The 21,335-nt window shown below is 58.1% G+C and carries 25 protein-coding genes; 23 read left to right on the top strand and 2 right to left on the bottom strand.

All coding sequences use genetic code 11. The features are described from left to right. The first annotated feature begins 38 nt into the window (after positions 1 to 38). The 12 genes from tmk to CFBP5499_RS06555 all read left to right on the top strand — a co-directional run bounded on the left by tmk (position 39) and on the right by CFBP5499_RS06555 (position 11,013). A complete protein-coding gene (tmk, locus tag CFBP5499_RS06610; RefSeq protein ID WP_080827339.1) occupies positions 39 to 713 on the top strand; it encodes a dTMP kinase in 675 nt (224 codons plus the stop codon). Then, on the top strand, positions 706 to 1,731 hold the full coding sequence (locus CFBP5499_RS06605) for a DNA polymerase III subunit delta' (RefSeq protein WP_080825117.1): 1,026 nt from the start codon (positions 706 to 708) through the stop codon (positions 1,729 to 1,731). Before tmk ends, CFBP5499_RS06605 begins: the two co-directional genes overlap by 8 nt. A gap of 111 nt (positions 1,732 to 1,842) precedes the next feature. Further along, a complete protein-coding gene (metG, locus tag CFBP5499_RS06600) occupies positions 1,843 to 3,393 on the top strand; it encodes a methionine--tRNA ligase (RefSeq protein ID WP_080825118.1) in 1,551 nt (516 codons plus the stop codon). A 10-nt stretch (positions 3,394 to 3,403) separates the two neighbouring features. Further along, entirely contained in the window at positions 3,404 to 4,186 is a 783-nt protein-coding gene (locus CFBP5499_RS06595) for a TatD family hydrolase (protein WP_080825119.1), read from the top strand. 2 nt (positions 4,187 to 4,188) lie between these two features. Further along, the gene (locus CFBP5499_RS06590) at positions 4,189 to 5,013 is read left to right on the top strand and encodes an MBL fold metallo-hydrolase (protein ID WP_080825120.1); all 825 of its coding nucleotides are present in this window, start codon (positions 4,189 to 4,191) and stop codon (positions 5,011 to 5,013) included. Between the two features lie 101 nt (positions 5,014 to 5,114). Beyond that, the gene (locus CFBP5499_RS06585; protein WP_080825121.1) at positions 5,115 to 6,896 is read left to right on the top strand and encodes a chloride channel protein; all 1,782 of its coding nucleotides are present in this window, start codon (positions 5,115 to 5,117) and stop codon (positions 6,894 to 6,896) included. A 132-nt stretch (positions 6,897 to 7,028) separates the two neighbouring features. Beyond that, entirely contained in the window at positions 7,029 to 7,382 is a 354-nt protein-coding gene (locus tag CFBP5499_RS06580; RefSeq protein ID WP_080825122.1) for an ArsR/SmtB family transcription factor, read from the top strand. A 67-nt stretch (positions 7,383 to 7,449) separates the two neighbouring features. Next, positions 7,450 to 8,508, top strand: a complete 1,059-nt coding sequence (arsB, locus tag CFBP5499_RS06575) for an ACR3 family arsenite efflux transporter (RefSeq protein ID WP_080825123.1) — start codon at positions 7,450 to 7,452, stop codon at positions 8,506 to 8,508. Positions 8,509 to 8,510: 2 nt separating this feature from the next. Continuing rightward, the gene (gene arsC / locus CFBP5499_RS06570) at positions 8,511 to 8,933 is read left to right on the top strand and encodes an arsenate reductase (glutaredoxin) (protein WP_080825124.1); all 423 of its coding nucleotides are present in this window, start codon (positions 8,511 to 8,513) and stop codon (positions 8,931 to 8,933) included. Next, positions 8,911 to 9,636 carry an arsenical resistance protein ArsH gene (gene arsH / locus CFBP5499_RS06565; protein WP_175416640.1) on the top strand — a complete coding sequence of 242 codons (726 nt, stop codon included), beginning with the start codon at positions 8,911 to 8,913 and terminating at the stop codon, positions 9,634 to 9,636. Before arsC ends, arsH begins: the two co-directional genes overlap by 23 nt. Before the next feature lie 138 nt (positions 9,637 to 9,774). After that, positions 9,775 to 10,005, top strand: a complete 231-nt coding sequence (locus CFBP5499_RS06560) for a hypothetical protein (RefSeq protein WP_080825125.1) — start codon at positions 9,775 to 9,777, stop codon at positions 10,003 to 10,005. A 99-nt stretch (positions 10,006 to 10,104) separates the two neighbouring features. Further along, positions 10,105 to 11,013, top strand: a complete 909-nt coding sequence (locus tag CFBP5499_RS06555) for a hypothetical protein (protein WP_080825126.1) — start codon at positions 10,105 to 10,107, stop codon at positions 11,011 to 11,013. Here the strand turns inward: CFBP5499_RS06555 and CFBP5499_RS06550 are convergent. Next, the gene (locus CFBP5499_RS06550; RefSeq protein WP_130932439.1) at positions 11,006 to 11,320 is read right to left on the bottom strand and encodes a hypothetical protein; all 315 of its coding nucleotides are present in this window, start codon (positions 11,318 to 11,320) and stop codon (positions 11,006 to 11,008) included. The two genes, CFBP5499_RS06555 and CFBP5499_RS06550, sit on opposite strands and share 8 nt — an antisense overlap. Before the next feature lie 118 nt (positions 11,321 to 11,438). On the opposite strand from CFBP5499_RS06550, the gene CFBP5499_RS06545 reads away from it, so the two are divergent. The 11 genes from CFBP5499_RS06545 (at position 11,439) to CFBP5499_RS06495 (ending at position 20,704) form a co-directional block, all read left to right on the top strand. Next, positions 11,439 to 12,887 (top strand): hypothetical protein, encoded by a 1,449-nt coding sequence (locus CFBP5499_RS06545; RefSeq protein ID WP_130932440.1) that lies wholly within the window; start codon positions 11,439 to 11,441, stop codon positions 12,885 to 12,887. Between the two features lie 3 nt (positions 12,888 to 12,890). After that, on the top strand, positions 12,891 to 13,484 hold the full coding sequence (locus CFBP5499_RS29955) for a hypothetical protein (RefSeq protein WP_158523266.1): 594 nt from the start codon (positions 12,891 to 12,893) through the stop codon (positions 13,482 to 13,484). Between the two features lie 211 nt (positions 13,485 to 13,695). Further along, entirely contained in the window at positions 13,696 to 13,989 is a 294-nt protein-coding gene (locus CFBP5499_RS29950) for a M15 family metallopeptidase (RefSeq protein ID WP_233284537.1), read from the top strand. 159 nt (positions 13,990 to 14,148) lie between these two features. After that, positions 14,149 to 15,225 carry a rolling circle replication-associated protein gene (locus CFBP5499_RS06535; RefSeq protein WP_080825129.1) on the top strand — a complete coding sequence of 359 codons (1,077 nt, stop codon included), beginning with the start codon at positions 14,149 to 14,151 and terminating at the stop codon, positions 15,223 to 15,225. Positions 15,226 to 15,887: 662 nt separating this feature from the next. Next, entirely contained in the window at positions 15,888 to 16,454 is a 567-nt protein-coding gene (locus tag CFBP5499_RS06530; RefSeq protein WP_080825130.1) for a YceI family protein, read from the top strand. A 110-nt stretch (positions 16,455 to 16,564) separates the two neighbouring features. Beyond that, the gene (locus CFBP5499_RS06525; protein WP_080825131.1) at positions 16,565 to 16,954 is read left to right on the top strand and encodes a COG4315 family predicted lipoprotein; all 390 of its coding nucleotides are present in this window, start codon (positions 16,565 to 16,567) and stop codon (positions 16,952 to 16,954) included. A gap of 5 nt (positions 16,955 to 16,959) precedes the next feature. Further along, positions 16,960 to 17,466 (top strand): sigma-70 family RNA polymerase sigma factor, encoded by a 507-nt coding sequence (locus CFBP5499_RS06520; RefSeq protein WP_080825132.1) that lies wholly within the window; start codon positions 16,960 to 16,962, stop codon positions 17,464 to 17,466. Then, entirely contained in the window at positions 17,463 to 18,239 is a 777-nt protein-coding gene (locus tag CFBP5499_RS06515) for an anti-sigma factor family protein (protein WP_080825133.1), read from the top strand. Before CFBP5499_RS06520 ends, CFBP5499_RS06515 begins: the two co-directional genes overlap by 4 nt. Before the next feature lie 3 nt (positions 18,240 to 18,242). Further along, on the top strand, positions 18,243 to 18,887 hold the full coding sequence (locus CFBP5499_RS06510) for a cytochrome b (protein WP_080825134.1): 645 nt from the start codon (positions 18,243 to 18,245) through the stop codon (positions 18,885 to 18,887). Between the two features lie 375 nt (positions 18,888 to 19,262). After that, positions 19,263 to 19,883: a DUF1062 domain-containing protein gene (locus tag CFBP5499_RS06500; RefSeq protein ID WP_080825135.1), complete on the top strand. Its 621-nt coding sequence runs from the start codon at positions 19,263 to 19,265 to the stop codon at positions 19,881 to 19,883. 164 nt (positions 19,884 to 20,047) lie between these two features. Then, a complete protein-coding gene (locus CFBP5499_RS06495) occupies positions 20,048 to 20,704 on the top strand; it encodes a peroxiredoxin (RefSeq protein ID WP_080825136.1) in 657 nt (218 codons plus the stop codon). 54 nt (positions 20,705 to 20,758) lie between these two features. On the opposite strand, the gene CFBP5499_RS06490 is transcribed toward CFBP5499_RS06495, so the two are convergent. Further along, entirely contained in the window at positions 20,759 to 21,211 is a 453-nt protein-coding gene (locus CFBP5499_RS06490; RefSeq protein ID WP_080825137.1) for a DUF5680 domain-containing protein, read from the bottom strand. Positions 21,212 to 21,335 lie beyond the last annotated feature (124 nt).

The raw sequence follows: 21,335 nt of genomic DNA, 5'->3' as shown, positions 1-21,335 counted from the left end.
GCATCTCGAATTTCAGGAAACCCGTGCAGGACGTGACATTGGCCGAAAAGACCGGATTGTTCATCAGCTTCGAGGGCGGCGAGGGCGCCGGCAAGTCGACGCAGATTCGCACGCTTGCCGAGGCGCTTCGTGGCCGTGGGTTCGAGGTGGTCGTCACGCGTGAGCCGGGTGGTTCGCCAGGCGCGGAGGCCATCAGGCATGTTCTGCTCTCGGGTGCGGCGGAATCCTTCGGCGTGCGCATGGAGGCGATCCTGTTTGCGGCGGCGCGTAACGACCATGTCGAGGAGGTCATTCGCCCGGCACTTGCGCGCGGCGAGATCGTGCTTTGCGACCGCTTCCTTGATTCCTCGCGTGTCTATCAGGGCACGACCGGCAATCTGGAGCCGGAATTCATCGAGACGCTACAACGGATAGCCATCGACGGCGTCGTGCCGGAACTGACGCTGATCTTCGATATAGCTGCCGAAAAGGGCCTGGCGCGTGCCAGAAAACGCGCGGATGAGGGGGTAGCCCCTGACCGGTTCGAAAAAGAAGAAATCGAGACCCACGAGAAGCGGCGCGAAGCCTATCTGGATATTGCGCTGGCCGAACCGCGTCGCTGCCGCATCGTCAATGCCGACCAGCAGGAAGACAAGGTCACGGAAGACGTCATGTCTTTCGTCGAGCCATTGCTCGAGCGTGCGGAAAACGTAGCGGGCGCGGCGAATGAGTGAGGTTCAGGGCGTTCTCGACGGCGCGATCGCGCCGCAGCAGAACACGAAGCTTTTCGGGCATGAGGAGGCCGAGGCGTTCCTTGCGCAGTCCTATCGCTCGGGCAAAGGCCATCACGCCATTCTGATCGAAGGACCGGAGGGGATCGGCAAGGCGACGCTCGCCTTCCGTTTCGCCAATCATGTGCTGACCCATCCCGATCCCGAATCCGCGCCGGATTTTCTTGGCCAACCCGATCCGCAATCGCTCGTCAGCCGGCAGATCACCGCCGGCGCCTCGCATAATCTCCTGCATCTCACCCGTCCGGTGGATGAAAAGACCGGGCGCGTCAAATCCGCGATCACCGTGGACGAGGTGCGGCGGGCAGGGCACTTCTTTTCGCAGACCTCGGGCACAGGCAACTGGCGCATCGTCATCATTGACCCGGCTGATGATCTCAACCGCAATGCCGCGAACGCCATCCTGAAAATACTGGAAGAGCCGCCGAAGCGGGCGCTGTTCCTCGTCCTTTCGCATGCGCCGGGAAAATTGCTGCCGACGATCCGCTCGCGCTGCATGCCGCTTAGGCTCCTGCCGCTTTCCGATGCGGCCATGGTGCAAGCGCTTGATCAACTCGATATCAGCCCTGAAGGCGAAAAGCGCGATGCCCTGCTTGCCGCCTCGAAGGGCAGTGTCGCGCAGGCGCTGAAGCTGATGAATTACGGCGGCTCCGATATTGTCGAGGCCTTTGCCGAGGTCATGTCCGCAGAAGGGCCGGCCGCGCGCAAGCGCATGCACAAGCTTGCCGAGGTTCTGGCACAGAAGGACGGCGACATCGTTCTCGGCTTCTTTATGGAGCATGTGACGGAAGAACTGATGGAGCGGGCCCGGGCGGCGGCAATGGCGGGCGATATCGCGGCGGCGGAAAAACATGCGCGGCTTTCCTCAACGCTTTCGGAGCGTATCACCGTCGCGCAGGCCTATAATCTCGACAAGAAACAGATGGTGCTTTCCATTCTGGAAGATATTCGTTCGGTTTAGGCGCAGGGGTATGAATCATACCCAAAATGGGGAAGTTGTTGTTTCGCTGCTGCGAACAATGGTTTAAGAGCGGTCTATCCAAAAAACAGCCTGTAAAGTCGATAGACCGTCATGACAGACAAGACACCATTCTACATCACCACCGCAATCTCCTACCCCAACGGCAAGCCGCATATCGGCCATGCGTATGAGTTGATTGCGACGGACGCCATGGCACGCTTTCAGCGCCTGGACGGAATGGATGTTTTCTTCCTGACTGGCACGGACGAACACGGCCAGAAGATGCAGCAGACGGCGCGGGCGGAAGGTATTTCGCCGGAAGAGCTGGCGCAGCGCAACTCCGACCAGTTCCGCGAAATGGGCAAGCTGCTCAACGCCTCGAATGACGACTTCATCCGCACCACGGAAGAGCGTCACCACGAGACGTCGCGCAATATCTGGAACCTGATGGCCGATAGCGGCGACATCTACAAGGACAGCTATGCCGGCTGGTATTCCGTGCGCGACGAGGCCTATTATGGCGAAGACGAAACGGAAGTGCGCGTCGATGGTGTCCGTTACGGGCCGCAGGGCACGCCGGTGGAGTGGGTGGAAGAGGAAAGCTATTTCTTCAAGCTCTCCGAATATCAGGACAAGCTGCTGAAGCTCTATGAGGAGAACCCTGATTTCATCGGTCCGGCCGAGCGTCGCAACGAAATCATCTCCTTCGTCAAATCCGGCCTGAAGGACCTGTCGATTTCCCGCACCACCTTTGACTGGGGCATCAAGGTTCCTAACGATCCCAAGCACGTCATGTATGTCTGGGTCGATGCGCTGACCAACTACATCACCGCGACCGGCTACATCGAAGACAAGAACGGCCCGCGCGCCAAATATTGGCCTGCCGACGTGCACATCATCGGCAAGGACATCATCCGCTTCCACGCGGTCTATTGGCCGGCCTTCCTGATGAGCGCGAAGCTACCGCTGCCCAAGCGCGTCTATGCGCATGGCTTCCTGCTCAACAAGGGCGAGAAGATGTCGAAGTCGCTCGGCAACGTCGTTGATCCGGCCAATCTGGTCAGCCATTTTGGCCTCGATCCTATTCGTTATTTCTTCATGCGCGAAGTCTCCTTCGGCCAGGATGGCAGCTATAGCGAAGAGGGTATCGCCACCCGCATCAACGCCGATCTTGCTAACGGCATCGGCAATCTCGCCAGCCGTTCGCTGTCAATGATCGTCAAGAATTGCGACGGGCAGATCCCGACGCCCGGCGAATTCAACGATGAAGACAAAGCGATGCTGGCTTCCGCGGACGGGCTGCTTGCGGTCTGCCGTGAGGAAATGAGCAAGCAGCTCATTCACCGCGCGCTTGCCGCCATCATTGCCGTCGTTTCGGAAACCGACCGCTATTTCGCGTCGCAGGAACCGTGGGCGCTGAAGAAGACCGATCCAGAGCGTATGGGCACCGTGCTTTACGTAACGGCCGAAGTGGTGCGCCAGATCGGCATCCTGCTGCAGCCCTTCATGCCCGATTCCTGCGAGAAGCTGCTCGATCTCGTTGCGGCACCTGCTGACATCAGAGATTTCACAGCGCTCGGCGAGGCCGGTCGTCTGGTTCCGGGCACGCCGCTCGAAGCGCCGAAGCCGGTCTTCCCGCGTTACGTCGCACCGGAAGCGTGAAGGCGTGACCATGCTGATCGATACGCATTGCCATCTGGATTTCCCCGATTTCGAGGCGGAGCGCGACGATATCATCGCCCGCGCCCATGCCTCCGGTGTGAGCCAGATGGTGACGATTTCGACCCGGGTGCGCCGCCTGCCGGAGCTTTTGAAAATCACGGAACACTATCCCTCCGTTTTCTGCTCGGTCGGTACACATCCGAACAATGCCGACGAGGAACTCGACATTTCCGCCGACGACCTGGTGCGGCTTGCGGAAAGTCACGACAAGATCGTGGCGATCGGCGAGGCGGGTCTGGATTATTTCTACGACACGCAGAAGCCGGAAGACCAGAAGACCGGTCTCATCCGCCATATCGAGGCGGCAAGAAGAACGAAGCTCCCGCTCGTCATCCACAGCCGCAGCGCCGATGACGACATGGCCGCTATCCTGCGCGCCGAAAGCGGGAAGGGCGCATTTCCCTTCATCCTGCACTGCTTTTCCGCCGGACCGGAACTGGCGAAAACTGGCGTCGAGCTTGGCGGTTACGTGTCCTTTTCCGGCATCCTGACATTCCCGAAGTCGCAGGATATTCGCGATATCGCCGCTACCGTGCCGCTGGACAGGCTGCTCGTTGAAACCGATGCGCCCTATCTTGCGCCGAAGCGCTGGCGCGGCAAGCGTAACGAACCGTCCTATGTCGTCAACACGGCCGAGGTTCTGGCTGAGGTGCATGGCATCTCGTTCGAGCGCATGGCCGAAATCACCACCGAAAACGCCTTTCGCTGCTTTTCCAAGATGACAAGGGTGTAGGTGTGGCAATCTACCGTCGTCGCTTCACGGTTCTCGGTTGCGCGTCGTCGCCCGGCGTTCCGCGCATCAACGGCGACTGGGGTGCCTGCGATCCTCAAAATCCCAGGAACAGGCGCACGCGCGCGGCCTTCATGGTGGAGCAGATCGGCCCTGATGGCGGCAAGACCACCGTCGTCATCGACACTGGCCCGGATTTTCGCGAGCAGATGATCGCCGCCAAGGTGGAAGCCGTTGATGCCGTGCTTTACACCCACGCCCATGCCGACCATCTGCACGGCATCGATGATCTGCGCATCTATTTCGCTCTTCAGAAAAGCCGTATTCCGATCTATGCCGATCCCGTCACCATGGCGCGCATCCGCGACGGCTTTGCCTATTGCCTGGAGACGCCGCCGGGCAGCAACTATCCGCCGATTGTCAGGCCGCAGCTTATCGCCGATATCAACGAGCCTGTTATCATCGACGGGGCAGGCGGGCCGATCCCCTTCAAGGTGCATATGCAGCAGCATGGCGACGTGCATTCGCTAGGTTTTCGCATCGGCGACGTTGCCTATTGCACCGATGTCAGCGATTTTCCGGCGGAAAGCCTGCCCAAGCTTGCCGGACTCGACGTGCTCGTGATCGATGCCTTGCAGTACCGATATCACCCCAGCCATCTTTCGCTGGAACAGGCGCTCGGCTGGATCGAGGCATTCGCACCCAAGCGGGCGATCTTGACCCACATGCATATTCCGCTCGATTATGACACGGTGATGCGTGAGACGCCGGATCATGTTGAACCGGCTTACGACCAGATGCGTTTCGAGGTTGAGATCGAAGCGCCCTGAGCATGTATCCCGAAATGCGGATTCCGGTTTTGGGCAGTACGTGCTTTGAAACAACAAATTAAGGGCGTGTTGCTCTTTGGCGCCGCCTGAAAAGGAACAGCATGTCGACCAGGCCTTTCCGTGCACCCAGTATGGCGAGCTTCTTCGACAATCTGCGCACCAGCCGGCTGCGGGCAATGTTCCGGCGTGGCGAACTTGGTCTTGTCGCGCTCGCCGTTCTCATCGGCATTGCGGCGGGCCTGCTGGTGGCGCTGATCGGAGCCTTGAGCACGGCGCTGCATATACTGGTCTTCGGTGTGGAGCGGTTGAGCAGCAGCGACCTTTCCGGGCGGATCGTGCTGCTCGGGCCGATTATCGGCGGCGTCCTGCTTGGCCTCATCATTTTCATTCTGTCGAAGACCCGCAAGAAGCCCATGGTGGACCCGATCGAGGCGAATGCGCTGCATGGTGGCCGGCTGTCGCTAACGGATAGCATCATCGTCTGCGTGCAGAACATCGTCTCCAATGGTTTCGGTGCTTCAGTCGGGCTTGAGGCCGGTTATACGCAGATCGCCAGCGGCGTCGCCTCCAAGATCGGCATCAAGCTGAAGCTGAGGCGAGGGGACATGCGCATCCTCGTCGGCTGTGGCGCCGCAGGTGCGATTGCAGCGGCCTTCAACGCACCTCTAACCGGAGCGTTCTACGCCATCGAACTCATCATCGGCACCTATACCGTGGTGACGCTTGCGCCGCTGATCGTCTCTGCGCTGGTGGCCACCACCGTCATCGGGCTTATCGGCGGCCATGGCCTCTCGATAGATATTGTCGATGCCAGCCGTGTAACGCCGGCGGATTATGTGCCGGCCATCTTCCTCGGTGTCGTCTGTGCCGCCATCGGCATCGTGCTGATGCAGGCGGTATCCTTCATCGAGGAAACAGCCCGCAAAAGCGCCATTCCCGGCTGGCTGCGCCCCACCATTGGCGGTGTGGCAGTGGGTGGGCTGGCGCTGATTTCGCCGCAGGTTCTCTCCAGCGGCCATGGCGCGCTGCATCTCAACATCGATGCCGAACTGACGATTTACGGGCTGGCCGGGCTGTTTCTGCTGAAGGCTGCGGCCAGCGCCATTTCCATCGGCTCGAATTTCCGCGGCGGCCTGTTTTTCGCCTCGCTGTTCATGGGGTCGCTGCTCGGCAAGATTTTCGCGCTCTGCGCACCCTATATCGGTTACGGTTCGACGGCTCCCATCGTCTATGCCGTGATCGGCATGAGCGCCTTTGCCGCCGCCATTATCGGCGGGCCGTTGACGATGACGTTTCTGGCGCTGGAATTGACCGGCGATTTCCAGATCACGGCGCTTGTGCTTGCCGCGGTCATCACCACCTCGCTGGTGGTGCGCACCACCTTCGGTTACTCCTTCGCCACCTGGCGTTTTCACCTGCGCGGCGAGAGCATTCGCAGCGCCCATGATATCGGCTGGATCCGTGATCTGACGGTGGGCAAGATGATGCGCGCCGATATCCGCAAGGCCAATGTCAGCATGGGGCTTCCCGCCTTCAAGGAGAAGTTCCCACTCGGCTCGACGCAGCGGGTGATCATGACCCATGATGACGGGCGTTATGCCGGTATCGTGCTCGTGCCGGAAATCTATGCCGATCCGATGGACCGCGACCCCAGCAAGATCAGCCTCGAAACCTATCTGCACTACAAGAACGACATATTGCTGCCGACCATGAATGCACGGCAGGCAGCGGCGGCCTTCGACGCGGCGGAAAGCGAAGCGCTGGTTGTCGTCAACGACAGAATCGAAAACCGGCCCGTCGGCTTGCTTACAGAAAGCCATACGCTGAGGCGTTATAGCGAAGAGCTCGAACTGAGACGCCGGGAGGCTTCTGGAGAATTCTAAATTACATTAGGAATTTCAATTTATGTATTGATATATAAGTGTTATTCCGTTTGTATTTCAGATTTATCCCGAAATTCCACAGATGCATCGTTCAATCGTTGACATCGTCAATATATCCATTATTCTGGATATATGGATAGTATTAGTGCAATAACAGCGCTTGGCGCTCTCGCTCAATCGACCCGGCTGGAGACCTTCCGACGTCTTGTGCAACACGAGCCGGAGGGTATTCCGGCCGGCGAACTCGCGCGTCTCATCGATGTTCCCCAGAACACGATGTCGGCGCATCTCGCCACGCTTGCGCGGGCAGGGCTGGTCAAGAGCGAGCGGCAAAGCCGGTCGATCATCTATCGCGCCGATCTCGAGGGACTGCGCGCGCTGACCCTGTTTCTGCTGAAGGATTGCTGCGGCGGCGCGAGCGAACTTTGCGCTCCGTTGGTCGCCGAACTCACACCCTGCTGCGAACAGCAGGCGGAGGCGTCATGAACGCCATCGGCCTGCGCAATGTCGGCGTCATGGAGGGCGCGACGACGCCGCAAGGAGACTCCGCCTGATGTCTGCCTTCGAACGTTATCTGACCGTCTGGGTATTTCTGTGCATCGTCGTTGGTGTCGCGCTCGGCCATCTGATGCCCGACCTCTTTCAGCTCATCGCCGCGGCCGAGATCGCCAGGGTGAATATTCCGGTCGCGGTCCTGATCTGGCTGATGATCATTCCGATGTTGCTGAAAATCGATTTCCGCTCTCTCTCGCAGGTCGGCGCATTCTGGCGTGGCATCGGCGTGACCCTGTTCATCAACTGGGCCGTCAAGCCGTTCTCGATGGCCATGTTGGGCTGGTTTTTCATCGGCTGGTTGTTCCGCCCGTATCTTTCGGCGGATCAGATCGGTTCCTACATCGCCGGGCTGATCATCCTTGCCGCGGCCCCATGCACCGCTATGGTCTTCGTCTGGAGCAACCTCACACGCGGTGAGCCGCTGTTCACGCTGTCGCAGGTCGCACTCAACGATGCGATCATGGTCGTGGCGTTTGCCCCGATCGTCGGCCTGTTGCTCGGCCTTTCGGCCATCACCGTTCCGTGGGACACGCTCATTCTCTCCGTGGCGCTTTATATTGTCGTGCCCGTCATTATCGCGCAGACAATAAGGAGCAGGCTCGTGGCGGCTGGCACGTCAGGAACGCTGGATCGTTTTCTCTCAACGTTCCAGCCGATCTCGCTGATGGCGCTGCTTGCGACACTGGTTCTTCTTTTCGCCTTTCAGGGCGAGCAGATCATCGCCCAGCCGGCCGTCATCGGCCTGCTCGCCATCCCGATCCTGATCCAGGTCTATCTGAATTCCGGGCTTGCCTATCTCCTCAATCGGATGGCTGGTGAAAGGCACTGCGTTGCCGGTCCTTCAGCCCTGATCGGCGCCAGTAACTTTTTCGAACTTGCGGTCGCAGCCGCAATCAGCCTGTTCGGCCTTCAGTCGGGCGCTGCACTTGCAACCGTCGTCGGCGTCCTCATCGAAGTCCCGGTCATGCTTTCTGTCGTCTGGATCGTGAACCGCTCTAAGGGCTGGTATGAGGCTGCGCCTGCCGTTTCCCGAACGATAATGACCGAAAGGCAATGAGTATGAATGCCACGATTTTTCACAATCCGTCGTGTGGAACGTCTCGCAATACGCTGGCGCTGATCCGGGCAGCAGGAATCGAGCCGACCGTGGTAGAGTACCTGCGGGAACCGCCGACGCGTGAACAGCTCGCAAAAATGATTGCCGATGCTGGTCTGACAGTACGCGAAGCCATACGCGAGAAGGGGACCCCCTATGCCGCGCTCCGTCTCGATAATCCGGACTTAACCGATGATCAGCTGCTCGATGCGATGATAGAAACGCCGATCCTTATCAACCGGCCCTTCGTCATCACACCGCTGGGCACCCGGCTTGCCCGCCCCTCGGAGGTCGTTCTGGATATTCTACCCGCGACGTTGAAGGGGCCATTCTTTAAAGAGGATGGCGAGCAGGTCCTCGACAATGAAGGAAAGCGCATTGCGTGACACATTTCCCGCACTGCAGGCGCAACACCTGCACGAAATTGACGAGCAAGCTCTGCGTCCGGCATTTTCGACCCACAAGCCGCGCATCCTGATCCTTTACGGGTCTCTGCGCGAGGTTTCTTATAGTCGCCTGCTTGCATTCGAAGCGGGTCGGTTGCTCGAACGGCTCGGTGGGGAGGTTCGGATATTCGACCCGAAAGGCCTGCCTTTGCCCGATGAGGCACCGGCGAGCCATCCCAAGGTGCAGGAACTGCGTGAACTCGCGCAATGGTCGGAAGGCCAGGTCTGGGTAAGCCCGGAGCGCCACGGCGCGATGACCGGAGTCATGAAATCGCAGATCGACTGGATTCCGCTCGCGGCCGGATCGATCCGGCCGACACAGGGCAAGACGCTCGCCGTCATGGAAGTTTCAGGCGGCAGCCAGTCCTTCAACGCCGTGAACCAGATGCGGATTCTCGGCCGGTGGATGCGAATGATCACCATTCCCAACCAATCCTCTGTGGCCCGGGCGTTTCAGGAATTCGACGCGGATGGCCGGATGAAGCCTTCGTCCTATTATGACCGGGTCGTGGATGTCTGCGAGGAGCTGGTGAAATTCACATTGCTGACGCGTGACGCTTCCGACTATCTCACGGATCGTTACAGTGAACGCAAGGAACAGGCGGCTGAGCTTGAAAAGCGTGTTTCGCTGAAATCGATCTAAGTGTCAGTTGCGGGATACGTAGGGTGCTTGAACAAGCGATAGTCACGCAAATCCGGGATTTCATAAACGAATAAGTTCCATAATCTATCTTATGCGATGTAATTGGGGAATTTCGTGAACATCTGGAAGGGATCGTTCATGAAAAATTTCGTGTCTGTTCTCATTAAGCCGCTTGCGATGCGCTTCGGCGCATTAGCGGCGTCGGCCTTGTCCGGCGCTATGGCGGTCGATCCGTCGCTCTCTGCTAAGTTCGAGGCTTGGGTTGTCGCTGGTCTGCTCCTTCTCGCGGATTTCGTGTTCGCGGGAAAGCAGGCTCCTAAGCCCAAGCGCAAGCGCGTGTCGAAACCCAAAACACAGGAGGTTCGTTAATTCCTGAATTTCCTCATTCCCGCGATCGCTGGTATCGCCGGGAGTGCTCTCAAGAATAAGGCCGCAAAAAAACAGGCCAACCAGCAATACGCCAATGACATGGCTGCTGCCGAGCAGCAGCGTGAATGGCAGTTGGAGGACCGGACGGAAGAACGGGCTTACAACCGGACCGAGTTGGAGGAAAGTCGGGCGTATGACCGCGCTCAACTTGATGAGGCTCGGGCGTACAGCCGCACCGTTCTCGGCAATCTTGTCGAGGATGCGACGAAAGCGGGGTTTAACCCGCTGACGCTCGTTCGCAGTGGTGCGGCTTCGAACTATAACGCCGGGGCGGGCTTTGCTCCGCTGTCGTCCACTCCTTTGACTGCGTCTCCATCCCCTGCCCGTCAAGCGCCTGTTCGGCAGGCGGTTGGTGGATCGGTCGCCGCTGATGCGGTCGGCGCTGTTGGGGATTTCATGTCCAACTTTGACCCGTTCGCGGATAGCAAGCGCGAACAGGAATACCGGCTGGTTGAAAGCCAGATTGCAGCGCTCAACGCGTCTGCTTTGTCCGGTGTTGCGCGTGGTGTCGGTTCGTTCGCCCAGGGCGATTTCGAACGGCGGCCGTCCGGCGCGGGCGCAAGCCTTGCGTCTCGGTCGAGTTCCTTCACGAAGTCCGGCGGCAATAAGCCGGGTGAAGGTACGTTGGTCGGTGGGGATGATCCTACCGTTTCTAGCATGGGGCTGAATGATGGCCGTAAAGGCTGGTTTCATGCCCCGTGGTTTCCGGATGCTGAAACTACGGAAACTATCTACGGCGATAACGAGATTTTCTCGACTATCGGCGGTGCTGTTAAGTTTCTAGGCGATGCTGCGTATTCGGCATACCGAAACGCAAAGACGGCCAATGATGCCTATGGCACGGGGCGTTATCATCGTGCGAAAGCAACGAAGCCCGACCCGAAGTATCGCAAGAAGTATTTCGATGAGATCAGAGAAATGGTGCCGAGTTTATCCCGCGCTAGATGAAGAAAGCGGCGATAATACCGGCTGCGATACTTATGCCGAAAGCGAGGGCGAAGCCCTTTACGGTCCAAATGAATATTTTGGCAAGTAAATCAAGGGCCTGAGACTGAACAGGGGTCATTTTATGCCTTCTCCAAAGAAACGGTGTCGCACCTGTAGGCGTGCGGCGGTGACGGTAAAGAAAGTTTTCAAAAGGTTCAAGAAAGGAACCCAAAATGGCAGGACCAAATTCAATCACAAATAGCCGCACGCGGACGGAGCCTTTGGTGGCTCCCCGCACGATGCGCAAGCATTCTGCGAGGGGTATCACGTCCCTCCCCGCTGGCAAGTGCGTGCCGATTGCGGCTTTCCCGCTTTTGCGCGAAGACGCTGTCCGCTCTGGCCGCCTCCGTTTTTCCTTCGAGATGATGGAAACGGCGGAAGTGCTCATGAACGCGATTAACGTGCGCGTCATGGCCTATTTTGTGCCGATGCTGGCTCTCGAACGCTTCAACGGTTCGATGGACCAGCTGAACCTGTCGTATGAAGGCAAGCCGCCGCTCGAAGGCGAGATGGTTGTCGCCTTCATTGAGCAGGTGGCGTTCGGTGCGCACGGCTCGAACGACATTTACCGCTATCTAGGCCTACATGGCCGTGCGGACCAGATGGTGAATTCCTCGTATATCGAGGCCTATAACCAAATCTGGAACTTCCGTGCGAAGAACCGTTCGCCGGATTTGGCGCTCCGCACGCGTCTTGATGCAACGCTGGCTCCGGCCTTCTGGTCGCATGAGCGTTTCAGCCATATCGTTCCCGATTTCGATCAGGCTGTTATCGACGGCGAGGTGCCGCTCAACATTGCGTCTCAGCAGTTGCGGCTTTCGGGTATCGGCTATTACGACAAGCACGGCACACCGCTCACAAATGCGACGATACAGGAGGCGGGCGGCAACGCCGTATATCCGACTGCGTATCTCGTTCAGGGCGCAGAAGAACCGCTCCTTGCCGGTGCTGCGAAGCTCGCTATGCGGCATTCCGTTGCTGCCGCTGGCCCGGACATTTGGGCCGAACTTGAGGAGAACGGCATTTCCGTGTCGCTTTCCAATATCGAGATGGCCCGCAAAACACAGGCGTTTGCCCGCCTTCGCCAGCAGTATAATCAGCACGATGATTACATCATCAATTTGCTGATGGATGCCATTTCCATTCCCGATCAGGCGTTCAAGCAGCCAATGCTGCTCTCCGATCGCAAGACGATTTTCGGCATGTCCAAGCGTTATGCTTCGGATGCCGGCAACCTGACGGAAAGTGTGGTCAACGGCATGACGGGTCTCGATATGTCGATCCAGATGCCGCGCATCAACACGGGCGGCATCATCATGGTCGTGGCGGAGATCACTCCCGACCAGCTTTTCGAGCGGCAGGAAGATCCATGGCTTAATAGCCTGTCGGTCGATGATTTGCCGCAGTATCTGCGTGATACGCTCGATCCCGAAAAGGTCGATGTGGTGAAAAACAGCCGCATCGACACGTCTCATTCCACGCCGAACTCCACGTTCGGTTATGAGCCGCTCAATGGTCGCTGGATCATCGACACACCCCGCGTCGGTGGGCGGTTCTACCGCCCCACGGTTAACACCGGCTTCGATGAAGACCGGCAGCGCATTTGGGCTGTCGAGACGATCAATCCCACGCTTTCGACGGATTTCTACCTGTGCACGAACATGCACACGAAACCGTTTGTCGTCACCAATCAGGACCCCTTCGAAGTCGTCACGCAGGGCGATGTTTTCATCGAAGGAAACACCGTGTTCGGCGGCCATCTGGTTGAGGCCACGGACGATTACGAAAAGGTGCTTGCGGTCGCTCCGCAGGGACGCATTGAAAAGGAGGCTTGATCAATGGTCGTAAAGCTCAATTCTCTCGCTCGCTGGTCGGCGCTTGCGCCCGATACCGCGATTGTCTTCTCCGGCTCGGACATCGCCGAGCGTCGTGTGCGCATCGATTTTAATCTCGAGGCCGTCACGTCATTCTTCATCCGCGTGGATGATGAGGAGCGGTTTCTCTGCACCCTCCCCGAAGGGCAGGAAACGGTGGAGTTCAACGCGGCGGGGACCTTCCGCGTGTACGCCGAGAAAGGTTCCGGCGTGGTCCAGTATGTCAGTGCGGACCTTGAACCCACGTTCTCTGAGGTTGTCGATCCGGTGGTCTTCACCAAGATCGCAAACCGGCGGCATCGCAATCCGGAACTCGAAGAAATGATGTTCCGCATGAACCAGAATTTGGAGCGTCGCCTCGCGCAGCAGGCGGACGAATTCGAAGCCGCGCTCGCGCGTCGGCGTATGGAGGAAGAAAATGGCAGACCTGCAGAAACCGTCGTCTCCAACGCTCCGGGAACGGTTGCTGGCGCTGGTAGCGAACAGATACCAGCACAAGGCGCAGCCGGTGAAGAACCCGGCGAAACTGCCCCTGCCCCGAATGGAGGCGAACAATAGGGCGGCCCCGGAGGGGGATCAGCCGGAGCGGGCGGTACCGCCTGACGGCGACAAATACGCCGCGGAACTGAGGGGGGTGATCGATAGATCATTCCTTCTCAGCGAACGGCACAAGGGTCAGCACAATCGTGCTGATCGCTCTCGGGGGCATCCTACTTTGCTCGAATTTGAGCGAAAGCTAATTAAGCGTTTCGCAAAACTTGGCGTGCCAATGTTCGCACATTGCGTTTATCGCGATGATGTGGAGCAGCAACGATTGTACGTTAAGGGCCTGAGCAAAGCGAAACCGGGGCAGTCGGCCCACAATCACGGCTTTGCCGTTGATATCGTGCACGGCACGAAAGCGTGGGACCTCACGCGGAAGCAGTGGGACCTTGTCGGACATATCGGCAAGGAAGTCGCGGCCTCGATGGGCGTCCAGGTCGTATGGGGCGGTGACTGGTCGTTTTACGATCCAGCCCATTGGGAACTCGCCAATTGGCGAGATATTGGCCGCTCCCTGTAACCAAGCCTCTTTGGCGAATGAAAAGCGCACCCGCCGTCAACTCGGCGGGCGCGTAGCCGTGCCTCCCTCCCTCGATCCCAAGATCACGGGAGGGAGGGAGGCGCGGCGGAAACACCACCCTTGGTAATAGGTGCATTTAGTGACAGGACACGAAAACGCATGTGTTTGAACCCGGTAAAAATTAGCGATGTCGGCGTCGTGGCCTGTCGCGAATGCTGGCAATGTCGGGAAACCAAAGTTGACGATTGGGTTGGCCGAAACATTGCCGAAAGTAAGACTGCAACTGCCTCGCATGTCGTAACCCTGACCTATGGGCAGGATCGCACAACGGGCGATATCGATCATATCCGTGCTGCGGTTCTGACTTACTCCGATGTGCAAAAATACCTGAAGTATCTCCGCGCCGATGGGTTTCCCGTTCGGTATTTCGTCGTAGGCGAATACGGCTCCATGAAGGGCCGCGCGCATTGGCACATTATTCTCTACTGGCAGGGGCCTGTCCCCGACCATCAGTTGAGAGAAAACTTCATGGAAAAACATTGGCCGCATGGCTGGTCCTATTGGGACAAGTCCACGCCGGAGGCGGTGCGCTATGCGTGCAAGTACCTTCTGAAAGACGCTGCTGACGAAGAACAGCAAGGATGGGGGCCGATGGTTTCCAAGAAGCCGCCGCTTGGGCATGAGTATTTCAAGCGCCTTGCGCATGAATATCTCGATGCGGGCCTGTCCCCGCAGACGCTCATGTACGGCTTCCCCGATGTGCGCCGTGTCCCCCGGACACTTCGCGCCAAAACGCATAAGCAGTTTCGGGAAGCGGCCAAGCCGGTTCAGTTCCACATGACCGGAAAAACGGCGGAAAACTTCCTGCAATATTTCATCGACATTTGGGATGAAAAGCATGGTGATCTCCCTCCCCGCAGTGAGATCATTTGGGACTTCCTCGATACCGGAGCTACGCCCGTGTACGATGAGTTCCTTTATTCAGAGCACCGCTCTAAGGGGCCTGTCCCCGTCGCCCCGCCATTCGAAGGGGCAATTGTGCAGTTTTGCGAAAAAGCAAACTGCTACTTCACCGCCACTGCCGGTGTCCGGCTGTGGTTCTCAATCGATCATGAGGGAGATGCCGGATGGCACGTAAAAATAAAGCCAAAAAGTCACAACCCGTACGAGACAGAACGCCTGTGGCGTCTCGCCGGGTTTCAAACTCACGTTCCTACAGTCCCGATAGAACTGTAGGTCCTGCCCTCGCCTTTCAGGTGAGGCGGGTAGCTGAACCGGCCCTGCGGGTTACGGTGAAGCGCAATTCCCCCAGGACGAATTATGTCGATGTGAAAACATCGCTTCGGCCTGTCTCGTCTCTTCCCTCGATATCACGACCGAAGGCGGCGAAGCCAAAGCCGAAGTATGCGCCCGTTAGGAAGCCGGTCGTAAAAACGGCACACCCTCCCCGCCAAGTATCACAGCTGTCCTTAGCTCCAAGCACACCTGAGCCTGACGCAAGGAAGTCGTCTGAAAAGGCGCGCGATCTACCAGTGTGCAAAAAGCGTCCAGACAGCAAAAAAGCAGCCCGTTCGAAGGGCGGCGGCGGAGGTAGAAAATCCTTTGTGCCGTGGTGTTAATAAAGTGTTGGGAAGTTCATTCTAATGCTTGACGAGTGACCCCAAATCAGTTCACACAGATTATGTAACGTGAGTTACTCAAGTGTATGAATATACACTGTCACTAAACCTCTGAAATTCCACAATCTATCTTATGCGATTATTGTATCACGATAGATTGCGTTTCTGTGGCTGATCGGATTGCACCTATTTGACGATCTATCGCCAATCACATGGATTAAATGCTTCCCTGCGGTGTTCTTCTGAGTGCGACCACGTACTCACAAAGGAACCTCCGCCGTGAAATACACCTACTCCCTCACTTTCCTGATGGCGGCACTGGCGTGCACTCCGGTCTCCGCCAGCCCGTTCTCGTCTGCTGCCGGACGGTATCGCATCGATCCCGCGTCCCATATCGGGTTTTCAATCGACCAGGTTGCCGGTCCGGGAATCAAGGGTGCAATCCTCGACATAACCGGCCGGTTCGACATCGATCCGGACCAGCCGGCGAAGTCTTACGTGGAAATCAGCCTGAATCCGTCCAGCGTGAAGACGGGGCAAGAGCGGGTGGAAAACTTCCTGAAATCCAGCGCGGTTTTTAATGTCGCCGCCTATCCGCAGATCGTGTTTCGCTCCAACCGGGTCATTCAGGATGGACCGCGCAGCGCGGTGGTCGAAGGCATATTGACCGCCAAAGGCGTATCCCGACCCGAGACCTTTCACGCGACATTTATTGAACAGCAAAAGGGATCGGTCACCTTCCATGTCACTGGCAATATCCCCCGCATGCCCTATGGCATGGGCGTCGGTGTGCCGCTCTATTCGAATATGGTGGCGTTCGACATCAATCTGAAGGGCGTCAGATAAAAAGCGGCAGACGCACCAAAAAGTCAGCGAGGCGGGGAATAAATTCCGCCGGCCGGTGTTTTATCCAGTATCGGCGCCTTGTCCGATCCGTTTCCTCAAAGGACTATCTCATGCGTGCACATCAATTCGTTTTGGCCGGCGCCCTGGCGCTCGCCTCCACTGCCGCCCTTGCCGAGCCTTATGCCGGTGGCGCGGTGATTGAAAAGGCAACGGCCAAGGGCACTATCCTCACCGACACCAAGGGCATGACGCTCTATACATTCGACAATGACGGTGACGCCTCATCGGCTTGCTATGATGGCTGCGCGAAAAAATGGCCACCCCTCACCGCCCTGAAAACCAACAAGGCAGACGGCGACTACAAACCGATCGCCCGCAAGGACGGCACGATGCAGTGGTCGCATGACGGAAAGCCGCTTTATCGCTGGCAGATGGACAAGAAACCCGGCGACATCACAGGCGATGGCGTCGGCGGCGTTTGGCACGTTGCCAAGGAGTAACGGCAATGCCGGACTTTCTGGACGAGATGACAAGTTGCATACCAGCGCTCCGGCGTTATGCGAATGCATTGACGCATGATCGCGACACGGCTGACGATCTCGTCCAGGACTGCCTGGAAAGAGCGATCCGAAAAAAGGCATTGTGGCGACCGCAGGGTCCGTTGCGTCCTTGGTTGTATCGGGTGCTTGTTAATGTCTACCGCAACAATCTGCGCGGCAGCAAACGCCGGCCCCGGCAGATCCCGATTGACGATGCTGCGGAACAACTGGTTGTTCCGGCGGCCCAGACGGGTCGGGTCGCCCTTGCGGAAATGGCACGCGCCATCGAAAAACTGTCCGGCGAACACCGTGAGGCGCTTCTCCTCGTCGTTGTCGAAGGCCTGACCTATGCGGAAGCCGCAGAGATTCTTGAAATTCCCCTTGGCACACTGATGTCCCGGCTGGGGCGGGCCCGAACGGAGCTTGCCCGCATGACCCAGGAAGACCAGCCAAATCTCAAGGTGATAAAATGACCGGCAGCGATCCACAGATAACCGAAGCCGATCTCATCTCCTATGTCGATGGGCAGCTTGAAGACGACAGGCGCGATGCCGTTCGTGCCCACCTCACCTCCAATCCGGCCGACGCACGCAAGGTCAAGATGTGGCAGCAGCAGAATGCGACGCTGACGGCTCTCTATGGTCCTCTCGACACCAATGTCTTGCCCGATCGTCTCGATGTATACCGCATTGAGCGGCGCATGCGATCGGGGCGGGCCGACTGGCGCAACAGGGCGGCGGCAGCCGTCATTGTTCTTGCCGTCGGGCTGACAGGCGGCTGGTTCGGGCGTGGGCTTGTATCCGAGGTTGCCGGACCTGCTTCCATCGTGGCGGATGCAACGCAGGCACATAAGCTGTTTGCTAGCGACGTTCTTCATCCGGTGGAGGTCCGCGCCGATAGCGAAGATGCCCAGAACCTGCCGAAATGGCTCTCGAAGCGGCTGGACCGTAAAATCAATATCCCCGATCTCACTCGTCATGGCCTCTCCCTCGTTGGTGGCCGTGTGCTGCCCGGCTCCGAAGGCCCTGCCGCCCAGCTTATGTACGAAGACAAAGGCGGGCAGCGTGTCACGCTTTACATCGTTGCTGCGGCTGACTCGAGCGACACCGCTATGCGGCGCTCCAGTGTCGGTTCGCTGGAGACAGTGTCCTGGGATGACGAAATGATCCGCTGCGCTCTGGTCGGCAATCTGCCGACGGACCGCATGGACGCCATCGCCAAAGACACCTACCAACAGCTGAGTTAACCGATGCAATATTCTGGCGACAATTCAGAGAGTGCCCCGGCTGTTGGACGCAGCTGGCGCAACACGCCCTCCTCCTTTGCACTGGTGGCGATCGCGTTCCATTGGACTATCGCGATCCTTTTCGTAGCACAGCTCGCATTGGGATATCTGATGAGCCGCGACAGCATCGATCCGGTGCTCCAGTTCGATCTTTTTCAGTACCACAAGTCGATCGGATTTCTGGTGCTGGCGCTCGCAGTGCCGCGTTGCATCTGGTCGGTTTTCAGCCGAAAGCCGCGGGCTGTCGATGGCGAAGGTCCGGTTTCGAGCTTCGCCGCGCGGATCGCTCATGCGGCGTTGCTGTTCCTGACCCTGGCCGTTCCCCTCGCCGGTTGGGCAGTGGCGTCGAGCTCTCCCTTGCAAATCCCCAGCTACGTCTTTGATCTCGTCGTCATTCCGGGATTGCCGATGGAGATTTCAGATCAGGCCGAGGCCTTCTGGAGTGACGTTCACGCCACCCTCGCCTATCTCGCTGCCGTTATCGTCCTTCTGCATGTGATAGCGGCGCTATGGCACCATTTCATTCGTAGAGATCCGACCCTTCGTCGCATGGTTCCCCTTCTGGTAACCTCGAATGCCAGCCATCACGAAATTTCCTCCGGACAATAAAGCCTGCCAATTCGAAGAGTTGCGCAAAAGCTGCAGGCATAACTTGTTTCAGCCGCAGAATGCGGGAGGACTCCCTCTCTGGGCCATCATTTGTTATCGTCGCCCGCGAAGAGCATTGGCGCATCGAGGTAGACTTTGCCTAAGTAAATACCGGTCTCAATCCAGTTTCACCCGTATTGCGGATAGCCACGGGCTGTCGGCGTATGATCATGTTCATCGGGTGGTGGCAAGAGACCGGTCTGGCATTGTTAAAATGTGCCTTGCACAGCCCTGCTGTCTCCGCTCTTCGCCCACCCAGGACATCGCCACGCCGCACCCGCAAGGGTTTTCTCCTGCACCATCTTGGTGGACTTCCAGACGGAAGACCAAGACACAATGTGCAACCTCCTTCGGGTCCAATGGACCATCACGCCAAGAACGGCGCCCCAGCCCTGGCTTGCCTGCAACGGATGCGGTGAGCTGAGGGCATTTCAGGCCAGCGGCAAGATCCGACTCAATGCCAATGGCCGTAAACTCGATGCCTGGCTCATCTACAGATGCCTGATCTGCGACAAAAGCTGGAACCGGCCAATCTTCGAGCGGCAGAATGTTCGCGACATAAGCCCACCTGTTCTGGAGGCACTACAGTCCAACGATCCGCAATGGATAAGAGCCGAAACCTTCAACCTCGAGGCGTTGAGACGCAAGTCGCAGCGTGTCGACGAGTTTCCGGAGTTCGATATCGGGAAAAAGATACGGAACGAACCTCCCTACTGGGCCGCGGCCGAGATCGATCTCGCGGTTCCGTTTCCGGCTGGCATACGCCTCGATCGCCTGCTGGCCTCCGAACTGGGGCTTTCACGCTCGATGCTGCAGAAGCTTCATGAAGGCGGGCAGATACGGGCGCAATCAGGTCTTTTGCGGCGGCGTCTCAGGAACGGCACACGGATCGTGATCGAGTGCCACGACGGGCTTGATCGGGAGCGGTTCTGGAAACCGGCGATGATGGGTCTCTGAGGGCAGCGTGAGGGTCTGCACAGTCAGGCCCTCGCCTACTTAGTCATCGGCAGGGAGTGAAAAGCTCTGGCCATTTCGGGCAAAAACTCTAAGCTCTTGCGTCGGACACGAATTGCCGAGAACCATCAGATTTTCAGTTCAAAACATCAGGGAGAAAGCACACTATGAGCCTGCGTATCAACGATATTGCCCCCGACTTCACCGCCGAGACCACCCAGGGTTCGGTGCGTTTTCACGACTGGATCGGCGATGGCTGGGCGGTCCTGTTTTCCCATCCGAAAAACTTCACGCCCGTGTGCACGACGGAACTTGGCGCCATGGGCGGCCTGCAGCCGGAATTCGAAAAACGCGGCGTCAAGATCATCGGCATTTCTGTCGATCCGGTTGAAAGTCATGAAAAATGGAAGAACGATATCCGCACCGCGACCGGCTTTAATGTCGAATATCCGCTGATCGGCGACAAGGACCTGAAGGTGGCGAAGCTCTATGACATGCTGCCGGCGGGTGCAGGCGACAGTTCCGAAGGCCGCACGCCCGCCGATAACGCCACCGTGCGCTCCGTCTTCGTCATCGGCCCGGACAAGAAGATCAAGCTGGTCCTCACCTACCCGATGACCACCGGCCGCAATTTCCATGAAATTCTCCGCGCCATCGATTCCATCCAGCTCACCTCCAAACACCAGGTGGCGACCCCCGCCAACTGGAAGCAGGGAGAGGATGTCATCATCACCGCCGCCGTCTCCAACGAAGATGCGATTGCCCGTTTCGGCTCCTATGACACGGTTCTTCCCTATCTGCGCAAGACCAAGCAGCCCGGCTGATCTGAGACCTGTGATGGGGCGGTGAAAACATCATCGCCCCCGTCATGGCACTTCTCATGGCTTTATGATGCCGCCATGATAGTCAAGCCGGTACGTCTCGACATGTCCCCGGTAAATGCGCTCGACGCCGGTGAAGGACTCGAATTCACCCGCATTCGTATCGACATAGACCAGATTCTCCACCGGATGAGTAAAGCCGCCGAGAAAGCGGCCTTCCCGATAGAGCGTGGATAGCGACCGCTGAATAACCATACCGGCCGTCGTGCCGTCGATCATATCGGGCCTGAGGATACGGCCGTAATAACTCATCGCCCACACCGCCGTTCCCTGATGCCAGACGACCTCCTGGCCGATGAAATCGGTTCCTCCGAAATAGCTGTCGATATAGTGCCAGTCTCCATCTCTATAACCGAGATCGTGCGACCCCTGACGCGTGGGGGTCGAAGATTTATCGCCGCCGCCGACATATGTTGCGGCCTTGGCTTGCACGATAAACTCCTCCAGCATTGACCCTCTCCACGATTTAGAACATAAAGTGAACATAGACGGTTTTAGCGATCGTCGCAAGCATCCTCCTGTGCGCCGTCGAGCCACTATTTCAGCGCTGACGGGCTTGGTAATTACGGCGTTT

The organism is Agrobacterium tumefaciens, from assembly GCF_005221325.1.
GTDB lineage: Bacteria > Pseudomonadota > Alphaproteobacteria > Rhizobiales > Rhizobiaceae > Agrobacterium.
The sequence above is the reverse complement of the archived record's forward strand: the minus strand, read 5'-3'. Positions and strand labels throughout refer to the sequence as shown.